The sequence below is a fragment of the Mizugakiibacter sediminis genome, from assembly GCF_000953855.2.
Lineage (GTDB): Bacteria > Pseudomonadota > Gammaproteobacteria > Xanthomonadales > Rhodanobacteraceae > Mizugakiibacter > Mizugakiibacter sediminis.
Map to the genome: position 1 here is coordinate 39,741 of NZ_DF970228.1, position 9,335 is coordinate 49,075.

Genomic DNA, 9,335 nt, shown 5'->3' on the forward strand with positions numbered 1-9,335 from the left:
CACGGCCTAGGAAAAATTCCTAGCCGAGCCGCGAACGCATCGAAAGGGGAACCGGCGCTGTCCGTCCGCATCTCTTCGGCGCGCGGGCGGCGCCGGCGACGCCCGCGTGGAACGGATCAGGGCAACCCTAGAGCATGCCGGTCTCGAGTTTCGCCGCGTCCGACATCATCGACTGCGTCCACGGCGGGTCGAACACCAGATCGATGTCGGCTTCGGCGACCGTCGGGATCATCTCGATCTTGGTGCGCGCGTCGTCGACCAGGATGTCGCCCATGCCGCAGCCGGGCGCGGTCAGCGTCAGCTTGACGTAGACGCGGCGGCGGCCGTCGTCCATGCGCTCGAGGCTGACGTCGTAGACCAGACCGAGATCGACCACGTTGATCGGGATCTCCGGATCGAAACAGGTGCGCAACTGCGCCCACACCAGCTTCTCGACGTCCTCGTCGCCGGCGTTCTCCGGCAGCGCGAGCGGCGCCGGCTTGTCCTTGCCGAGCGCGTCGGCGTCGTCGCCGGCGATGCGGAACAGGTTGCCGTCGACGTACACGGTGAAGCTGCCGCCCAGCGCCTGCGTGATGTAGCCGATCTGGCCGGCCGGAAGCACGACGCGCTCGCCCTGCGGCACCATCACCGCCGGACAGTCGCGCTGCAGGGTGAAGGGCTCGCTGCTGAGACTGAAACCGCTCATGAAATCCTCGCGTGGCGGGCGCCGGAGAACGGCGGGCGCATCCGCAGACCCGACATATTATGCCCGCTGCGGCGGACCATCCCGACGCAAATCAGGGCTGCGGCGGCGGAACTCAAGCGCCGCCGCCTTGAGGCGCGCGCCGCAACGGCTATCATGCGGCCTTTTCGCGCCGCAGAAAGTTCCGCATGCCGTATCCGCGCCCGTCCTGGCCGTTGTCCGTCTTCGGCACGCTGCTGTTCGCCTCGGCGCTGGGCGCGCTGTGGGCGCTGGCCGGACTGTGGAGCGGCCGCGCGCTGCAACCGGCGCCGCTGGCGGTGGCGGTCGCCATGGCCGGCGGCCTGCGCTGGCTGGGCTGCCCGGCCGGCGCGCGCACCGCGCTGCTGGCGGCGGCGGGCACGCTGCTCGCCGCCGGCTACGCGCAGTGCCTGTTCGCGATCAACCGCGTGGCGGCGGCGATGGGCCTGTCCTTCCTCGAAACGCTACGCCGCATCGGCGCCGGCATGACCGCGGCGGTGGCGCGCGCCCCGCTGGACGGCACCGACGTCGCCTTCATGCTCGCCGGCGCGGCGTTGGCGGCGCTGCTTGCCTGGCGCCGCATGCGCTGAGCGATCAACCCATTTCGTCGAGGCAGCGCCCGAACAGACGCATCGCCGTGTCCAGCTCGGCGGCGGAAAGCCCGGCGTAGCCGAGCAGCAGGCCCTGCCGGGGCGGCGGCTGCAGATAGTGCGGCGCGATCGGATACAGACCGAGCTCGTAACGGCGCGCCAGCGCGATCAGCGCGTCCAGCCGCTCGGGCGTGTAGCCGCGCAGCCACGCCACCAGGTGCATGCCGGCGTGGCCCTCCTCGACATCGACGCGATGGCCGGCGTACCTGCGCAGCCCCTGCAGCATGGCGGCGCGGCGAGCCTTCAGCGTCTTCGTCGCGCGCCGCAGGTGGCGCTCGAAGCTGCCTTCGGCGATGAATTTCGCCAGCGCCATCTGCTCGATCGCGGGCGAACCGAAGTCGGCCAGGTACTTGGCGATGATGAAGTCCTCGCGCAGCGCCGGCGGCAGCACCATGTAGCCCAGCCGCAGCGCGCCGAACAGCGCCTTGGAGAAAGTGCCGACGTAGATCACGCGCTCGCCGCCGTCGAGCTCGCGCAGCGCCGCCAGCGGATGCACGTCGTAGCGGAACTCGCTGTCGTAGTCGTCCTCGAGGATCCAGCTGCCCTGTGCGTCGGCGTAGCGCAACAGTTCCAGCCGGCGCGGCAGCGACAGCACGGTGCCGCCTGGAAACTGGTGCGAAGGCGTCACATAGATCAGCTTCGGCGCTTCCTGCGGCAGCTCAGCGCAGACCAGCCCCTCGCGGTCGGTGCGCACCGGCACCAGCCGGGCGCCGTGCGCCGCGAACGCCTGCCGCGCGCCGAAGTAGTGCGGCTGCTCGATCACCACCGGATCGCCTTCGTCCAGCAGCACGCGCGTGCACAACGCGAAGGCCTGCTGGGTGCCGTTGATGATCAGCACGTCGTCCGGCTGCGCACGCACGCCGCGCCGGCGCGCCAGGTAATCGCACACCGCCTCGCGCAGCGCGGGCAGCCCCTGCGCGGGCGGCGACTCGAGGCCGGTGTACGCCGCGGCGCGGGCCAGCTCGCGGCCCCACGCGCTGCTGAGCGCGGGGTTGGTCACCGGATCGCCGTACTGCAGGTTGTAGCGCAGTCCCTGGTGGATGCGCGCCACGCCGCGGACGTGCACGCGGCGCGCGCGCTCGATGTAGCGCGACTGCGCCTCGGCGCGCTGCGGCGGCCGGCGCGGCGGCCGCCGCGTTTCCAGCGCGGCGACGTAACTGCCGGAGCCGACGCGGCTGTCGAGGTAACCTTCCGCGCGCAACTGCTCGTAGGCGGCCAGCACCGTGTTGCGCGACACCCCCAGCTCGTCGGCCAGCGCGCGCGTCGCCGGCAGGCGCGCGCCCGCGGCCAGACGGCCGTCGAGGATCGCCGCCTTGAGCGCACGCACGAGTTGGCCGTAGTGCGGCCCCTGGCCATCGAGCTCGAGATACACGCGGCGCCCCCGGGACTGGCTCCGTGCAGCGAAAGAGATGCCTGCCGCCAATTTCTGGCACGCGTCGCGGCCGGTCAAGTGATGGGCGTCATCCCGCGCCGCGATGCGGCCAACAACTGCGGCAACCGCGGCGCGCCGGCAGCGTTTCGCTGCGGCAAGATCGCGCCGCGGCACACGACGACGGAGGAACGCTCGGATGGACATGACGAACCCTGCCGCCGCGCGGCGATCCGGCTCTGCAGCGCGCGCGATCGTCGCCGGCGGCCTCGCGCTGGGCGCGGCGGACATCATCTTCGCGATGAGCTACTGGTACGCGAAAGCAGGCGTGCCGCCATTCCGCATCTTCCAGTCGGTCGCCTCCGGCCTGCTCGGCCGCGCCGCCTTCGCCGGCGGCATGGCCTCGACCGCGCTGGGCGCGCTGGCGCATTTCGCCATCGCCACGGCGATGGTCGCCGTCTACTACCTGGCGGCGCGCCGCCTTGCCGCGCTGGTGCAGCGCCCGTGGCGCTACGGCGCGGCGTACGGCCTGATGCTGTACGTGGTGATGAACTACATCGTCGTGCCGCTGTCGGCGGCGCCGCGCGGCAAGCCCGATCCGGCGTGGGAACTGAGCAGCGTCGTCGCCCACGTGGCCTGGGGTCTGCTGTGCGCCGCGTTCGCGCGCATGGCGGTGCGCGCCGGCGCGCGCGCCGAGTGAACGCGCGCGCCGCCCGGCTTCAGTGCCCGCCGTCCAGCGCCTTCAGCGCCGCCACCAGTTCGGCCGCGGCGGCCTGGCCGTCGCCGTAGAGCATGCGCGTGTTGTCGGCGTAGAACAGCGCGTTCTCGATGCCGGCGAAGCCGGTGCCCTTGCCGCGCTTGATCACGATGACGTTCTTCGCGCTGGCGACGTCGAGGATCGGCATGCCGTAGATCGGCGAGGTCGGATCGGTCTTCGCCACCGGATTGACCACGTCGTTGGCGCCGATCACCAGCGCCACGTCGGTGGCCGGGAACTCCGGGTTGATGTCGTCCATGTCGGCGATCAGGTCGTAGGGCACGCCGGCTTCGGCGAGCAACACGTTCATGTGCCCGGGCATGCGCCCGGCGACCGGATGGATGGCGAAGCGCACCTTCACGCCGCGCTCGATCAGCAGCCTGGCGAACTCCCAGATCTTGTGCTGCGCCTGCGCCACCGCCATGCCGTAGCCCGGCACGATGGCGACGCGCTCGGCGTAGGCCATCATCACCGCGGCGTCGGCGGCCTCGACCGGCTTCTGCGCGCCGGTGATCGCCTGCGCCTCGCCCCGGGCCGCGCCGAAGTTGCCGAACAGCACGTTGGCCAGCGAGCGGTTCATCGCCTTGGCCATCAACTGGGTGAGCAGCGTGCCGGCCGCGCCCACCACCATGCCGGCGATGATCATCGCCTCGTTCTGCAGCACGAAGCCTTCGAACGCCACCGCGAGACCGGTGAAGGCGTTGTACATCGAGATCACCACCGGCATGTCGGCGCCGCCGATCGGCAGCGTCATCATCACGCCGAAGGCCAGCGCCAGCGCGAAGAACGCGATCACCACGCCGACCTCGAGCCGGCCCGCGACCAGCGCCGCGCCGGCCGCCAGCGCCGCCAGGAACACCAGCGCGTTGACGAAGCGCTGGCCGGCGAACACGAAGCGCCGGTCCATCCACCCCTGCAGCTTGGCGAAGGCGATCAGCGAGCCGGAGAACGACACCGCGCCGATCAGCGCGCCGACCACGCCCAGCACCAGCTGCGTGGTGGACGCCGCCTCGCCGGCACCGAACTTCAGCAGCTCGCCGGCGCCGATCGCCGCCGCCGAGCCGCCGCCCATGCCGTTGTACAGGGCGACCATCTGCGGCATCGCCGTCATCGCCACGCGCTTGCCGGAGATCCACGCCGCCAGCGTGCCGAGCGCGATCGCCGCGGCGATCAGCGGCAGGTTGTGCATGCCGGGCAGGAAGAACGTCGCCAGCGTCGCCACCAGCATGCCGGCGCCGGCCCAGACGATGCCGCCGCGCGCGGTGCGCGGCGAGCTCATGCGCTTCAGGCCGAGGATGAACAGCAGCGCGGCGAGGAAATAGCTGGCCTTGACCAGGGTCGGCAGGAAGGCGGCCATCACTTGCCCTCCGCCTTCTTGCTGGACTTGAACATCTCCAGCATGCGCTCGGTCACCACGTAACCGCCGGCGGCGTTGCCCGCGCCCAGCAGCACGCCGAGGAAGCCGATCGCCGTCTCCAGCGGCGTCTGCGCATGGCCCAGCGCCACCATCGCGCCGACCAGCACGATGCCGTGAACGAAATTCGAACCGGACATCAGCGGCGTATGGAGGATCACCGGCACCCGCGAGATGATCTCGTAGCCCGTGAAAGCCGCCAGCATGAAGATGTACAGCGCGAGGAAACCGTCGATCATGGGATACCCCTGCCGGATGGACGACGCGCCGCCCGCGCGCGGCGACCGCAGCCCCCTGCCGCGCGCGAACGCCCGCCCATCATACGGGGCCGCGTCAACCGAAGCGACGGTCGTGCGTTTCACCATGCCCGGGAAGAGCGAGGAACGCCGCATGTCCGCCCGCACCGCCGCGCACCGCGCCGCCGCATGCCGATGAACGGGACCGCCGAGGCGTTCGACGTCGTCCTGGACGCGCCGCCGGCGCGGCCGCAGGCGACGACGCTGGAAGGTTTCCTCGCCGGCGTGGAGCGGCGCGCCTACCGCGTCGCCGAGATCGCGCTCGGCCACCGCGAGGACGCGCTGGACGCGGTGCAGGACGCCATGCTGCGGCTGGTGCGCAGCTACGCCGGCAAGCCGGCCGGGGAGTGGGCGCCGCTGTTCTGGGGCATCCTGCGCCGGCGCATCACCGACCTGCAGCGGCGGCGCAAGGTGCGCTCGGTCGTGATCGGCTGGCTGCACGGACGCGAGGACGCCGACGGCGAGGAAGCGCCGGCCTGGGAACCGCCGGATCTGGCGCCCGATCCGGGCCGGCGCCTGCTCGACCAGCAGGCCTACGCGGCGATGGCCGCCGCCGTGCGCCGGCTGCCGCGGCGCCAGCAGCAGGCCTTCATGCTGCGCATGCTAGAGGGCCTCGACGTCGCCGCCGCGGCCCGCGCCATGGGCTGCTCGGAGGGCAGCGTCAAGACGCACCTTTCGCGCGCGCTGGAAGCGCTGCGCACGCAGTTGGAGGAATGGCGATGAACATGCACGCCGACGATCCCGAGAAGCGCTACCGCCACCTGTTCGACCGCGCCTGCGCCGGCCTCGACGCCGCCACCGCGGCGCGCCTGCGCGGCGCGCGCGTGCGCGCCCTGCAGGCGCGGCACCCGCGCGCGGCCGTCCGTCTGCTGATACCTGCCGGCGCGCTGGCGGCGGCCCTGCTCGCCGTCGGCGTCGTCTGGCAGCGCGCCGCGCCGCCGGCGCGAACGCCCGCCCCCGCACACGCCGTCGCCCTCGACGGCGACGGCGACGTCCTGCTCGAGGCCGATGCCGAGCAGATCGACATGGCGCGCGATCTCGACTTCTACGCCTGGCTGGCCGACCAGCCGCAGGAGCAGCAGCGATGAAGGCCGCTTCCACCCTGCGCGCGCTCGGCCTCGCCGCGGCGCTGACGGCCGCAGGCCTCGGCGCGCACGCTCCGGCGCAGGCCGCGGGCGCGGCGCCGCCGGCCGCGGCCGCGCAGCCCGCGCCGGTGCCGTGGAACAGCCTCGATGCGCGGCAACGCGACATGCTGGCGCCGCTGCAATCGCAATGGCAGCAGATCTCGCCGGAGATCCAGCAGCGCCTGTTGCAGCGCGCGCAGCGCTGGAACTCGCTGTCGCCCGAGCGCCGACAGCACATCCGCGAGCGCCTGCAGCGCTGGGCGGCGATGACGCCGCAGCAGCGCGAAGAGCTGCGCCGCCATATCCAGGCATTCCGCAGCATGAGCCCCGAGCAGCGCCACAAGCTGCGCGCCGCCTACGCGATGTTCCAGTCGCTGCCGCCGCAGCAGCGCGAGGCGCTGCGCGAACGCTGGCGGCAGATGACGCCGGAGCAGCGCCGGCAATGGCTGCGCGACGCGCGGCCGCGCGACGGCGATGTGCGCGACCGCGACGCGGATCGCGGTCCGGATCCCGACGCCGACTGAACCGCTCAGGCGCGGAAACGCACCTCGCCGCCGTGCGCGAGGCAGGTCTTGGCGACCAGCTCGTCGGCGAAGTCCGGCGCCAGCGCACCGTCCTTGACCAGCAGCTCGAGGAAATTGGCGAGGTTGCGCGCGTACATCTCGCTGGCCGACAGCGGCGCGCCGGCCGGCAGGTTCAATGGGCCCAGCACCTCGACGCCGCCGATGCGCACGCGCTCGCCGGGCCGCGTGCCTTCGCAGTTGCCGCCGCCCTCGGCGGCGAGGTCGACGACCACCGCGCCGGCCTTCATGCCGGCCAGCATCGCCGCGCTGATGATCTTCGGCGCCGGCCGGCCGGGCACCGCCGCCGTGGTGACGATCACGTCGACGTTCTTCAGGTGGTCGGCCAGCGCCTGCTGCTGGGCGGCGCGCTCCGCCGCGGTCAGCTCGCGCGCGTAGCCGCCGCTGCCGGCGGCGCTGACGCCGAGATCGAGGAACTTCGCGCCCAGCGATTCGACCTGCTCGCGCGTCTCCGGGCGCACGTCGTAGCCTTCCACCTGCGCGCCGAGGCGGCGCGCGGTGGCGATGGCCTGCAGACCGGCCACGCCGGCGCCGATCACCAGCACGCGCGCCGGGCGGATGGTGCCGGCGGCGGTGGTCAGCATCGGGAAGAACTTGGGCGCGGCCTCGGCGGCGATCAGCATCGCGCGATAGCCGGCCACCGCGGCCTGCGAGCTCAGCACGTCCATCGCCTGCGCGCGCGTGGTGCGCGGCAACAGTTCCAGCGCGAAGGCCGACAGCCCGCGCGCGGCGTACTGCGCGACGCGCTCGCCGGCGCCGTAGGGCCGCAGCTGGCCGATCAGCGCCGCGCCGGCGCGCAGTTGCGCCGCGTGCGCCGCGGACGGCTGCACCGCCAGCAGTGCGTCGGCGCGCGCCAGCACGCTGCCGGCATCGCCCCATTCGACGTCGCCGTAGGCCGCGTCGGGAAAGCCCGCCGCCTCGCCCAGGCCGCGCTCCAGCAGCACGCCCAGACCTTTGCCGCGCAGCTTCCTGGCGATCTCGGGGGTGATGGCGACGCGCCGCTCCCCGGCGCTGGTTTCGCGGACGGCGGCGACGGTGATCGGCATGGTGACCTCCCCGGACATGGCGCGCATCGTAGCCGATCCCCCGGCCGCGCTGGAAAGACGCCCCGCCGGTCCGTCGATCGCGGAAAGCGCGAGGCGGCGCTCGCCCGGCCCGCTGCTAAACTCGCGGCATGACCCTGCCCCCGCCCTCCGACGTGCTGTTCCGCCGCCGCTCGGTGCCGACGCGCCTGCTCGGCGCGCCCGGCCCTTCCGCCGACGAACTCGCACTGCTGTTCGCGGCCGCGATCCGCGTGCCCGACCACACCGCGCTCGCGCCGTGGCGGCTGATCACGCTGCAGGGCGACGCCAAGCTGCGTTTCGGCGAACGCGTCGCGGCGATGGCGGTCGAGAAGAACCCGGCGCTGCCGGAGGACAAGCGCGCCAAGGACCGCCTGCGCTACACCTACGCGCCGCTGGTGGTGGTCGTGGTCGCGCGCCTGCAGGACAACCCCAAGGTGCCGCAGCAGGAGCAGCTGCTCTCCGCCGGCTGCGTCGCCTACAACCTGCTGCTGGGCGCGCAGGCGCTCGGCTACGGCGCGCAGTGGATCACCGGCTGGGCCGCCTACGACCGCGACGTCGCCGCCCTGCTCGGCCTCGCCGCGGACGAGCGCGTGATCGGCTTCGTGCACATCGGCACGCCGCAGGGCGAGGTGCCGGAGCGCAAGCGGCCGGCGCTGGCCGGGATCGTCTCCGCCTGGAACGGCTGACCATGCGCCCGACCGCGCACCTGGTCGACGCCAGCCTGTACGTGTTCCGCGCCTGGCATGCCGTGCCCGACGAGTTCTTCGACGCCGACGGCCATCCGGTCAACGCCGTCTACGGCTTCACCCGCTTCCTGCTCGACCTGATCGAGCGCGCGCGGCCGACGCATGCCGCCGCCGCGTTCGACATCGCGCTGACCAGCTCGTTCCGCAACGCCATCTATCCCGCCTACAAGGCCAACCGCGAGCCGGCGCCGCCGGACCTCGAGCGGCAGTTCCTCTATTGCCGCGAAGTCGCCGCGGCGCTCGGCCTCGCCGTGCTCGCCGACGCCGCCTACGAGGCCGACGACCTGATCGGCAGCGCGCTGCACGGGCTGCGCGCGCACGGCTTCCGCGGCGTGATCGTCTCCGCCGACAAGGATTTCGGCCAGCTGATCGGCGCCGACGACGAGCAGTGGGACTTCGCCCGCGGCCAGCGCTGGGGCGCCGGCGGCGTGCTGGAGCGCATGGGCGTGCGGCCCGAGCAGGTCGCCGATTTCCTCGCCCTCACCGGCGACGCCATCGACAACATCCCCGGCGTGCCCGGCATCGGCGCCAAGACCGCGGCGGCGCTGCTGGCGCACTTCGGCGATCTGGAGTCGGTGCTGGCGCGCGTCGACGAGATTCCGTTCCTGCGCCTGCGCGGCGCGGCCGCCGCCGC

12 protein-coding genes are annotated in these 9,335 nt (G+C 72.9%); 7 read left to right on the plus strand and 5 right to left on the minus strand.

The genetic code is table 11. The features are described 5' to 3' along the window. Positions 1–127: 127 nt before the first annotated feature. Entirely contained in the window at positions 128–685 is a 558-nt protein-coding gene (sufT, locus tag MBSD_RS10680) for a putative Fe-S cluster assembly protein SufT (RefSeq protein ID WP_062537308.1), read from the minus strand. Between the two features lie 185 nt (positions 686–870). Between sufT and MBSD_RS10685 the strand changes: the two genes are divergently transcribed. Next, entirely contained in the window at positions 871–1,290 is a 420-nt protein-coding gene (locus MBSD_RS10685) for a hypothetical protein (RefSeq protein WP_062537309.1), read from the plus strand. Between the two features lie 4 nt (positions 1,291–1,294). On the opposite strand, the gene pdxR is transcribed toward MBSD_RS10685, so the two are convergent. Next, positions 1,295–2,722 (minus strand): MocR-like pyridoxine biosynthesis transcription factor PdxR, encoded by a 1,428-nt coding sequence (gene pdxR / locus MBSD_RS10690; RefSeq protein ID WP_062537310.1) that lies wholly within the window; start codon positions 2,720–2,722, stop codon positions 1,295–1,297. Between the two features lie 196 nt (positions 2,723–2,918). Between pdxR and MBSD_RS10695 the strand changes: the two genes are divergently transcribed. Then, complete coding sequence (locus MBSD_RS10695; protein WP_062537311.1) at positions 2,919–3,419, plus strand: hypothetical protein; 501 nt, start codon at positions 2,919–2,921, stop codon at positions 3,417–3,419. A 19-nt stretch (positions 3,420–3,438) separates the two neighbouring features. Here MBSD_RS10695 and MBSD_RS10700 read toward each other — a convergent pair whose 3' ends face one another. Continuing rightward, positions 3,439–4,833 (minus strand): NAD(P)(+) transhydrogenase (Re/Si-specific) subunit beta, encoded by a 1,395-nt coding sequence (locus tag MBSD_RS10700; protein WP_062537312.1) that lies wholly within the window; start codon positions 4,831–4,833, stop codon positions 3,439–3,441. Next, positions 4,833–5,129, minus strand: a complete 297-nt coding sequence (locus tag MBSD_RS10705; RefSeq protein WP_062537313.1) for an NAD(P) transhydrogenase subunit alpha part 2 — start codon at positions 5,127–5,129, stop codon at positions 4,833–4,835. The genes MBSD_RS10700 and MBSD_RS10705 overlap by 1 nt, the downstream gene beginning before the upstream one ends. A gap of 192 nt (positions 5,130–5,321) precedes the next feature. On the opposite strand from MBSD_RS10705, the gene MBSD_RS15795 reads away from it, so the two are divergent. The 3 genes from MBSD_RS15795 to MBSD_RS10720 are packed head-to-tail and all read left to right on the plus strand — an operon-like array spanning position 5,322 to position 6,834. Continuing rightward, entirely contained in the window at positions 5,322–5,909 is a 588-nt protein-coding gene (locus tag MBSD_RS15795; RefSeq protein ID WP_082306617.1) for an RNA polymerase sigma factor, read from the plus strand. Then, positions 5,906–6,274, plus strand: a complete 369-nt coding sequence (locus MBSD_RS10715; RefSeq protein ID WP_062537314.1) for a hypothetical protein — start codon at positions 5,906–5,908, stop codon at positions 6,272–6,274. The genes MBSD_RS15795 and MBSD_RS10715 overlap by 4 nt, the downstream gene beginning before the upstream one ends. After that, positions 6,271–6,834, plus strand: a complete 564-nt coding sequence (locus tag MBSD_RS10720; protein ID WP_062537315.1) for a DUF3106 domain-containing protein — start codon at positions 6,271–6,273, stop codon at positions 6,832–6,834. Before MBSD_RS10715 ends, MBSD_RS10720 begins: the two co-directional genes overlap by 4 nt. Before the next feature lie 5 nt (positions 6,835–6,839). On the opposite strand, the gene MBSD_RS10725 is transcribed toward MBSD_RS10720, so the two are convergent. Then, entirely contained in the window at positions 6,840–7,937 is a 1,098-nt protein-coding gene (locus tag MBSD_RS10725; RefSeq protein ID WP_062537324.1) for an NAD(P) transhydrogenase subunit alpha, read from the minus strand. Between the two features lie 128 nt (positions 7,938–8,065). Between MBSD_RS10725 and MBSD_RS10730 the strand changes: the two genes are divergently transcribed. After that, positions 8,066–8,641 (plus strand): nitroreductase family protein, encoded by a 576-nt coding sequence (locus tag MBSD_RS10730; RefSeq protein ID WP_062537316.1) that lies wholly within the window; start codon positions 8,066–8,068, stop codon positions 8,639–8,641. Positions 8,642–8,643: 2 nt separating this feature from the next. Next, the coding region (locus tag MBSD_RS10735; RefSeq protein WP_062537317.1) for a 5'-3' exonuclease at positions 8,644–9,335 on the plus strand (692 nt) is incomplete at its 3' end.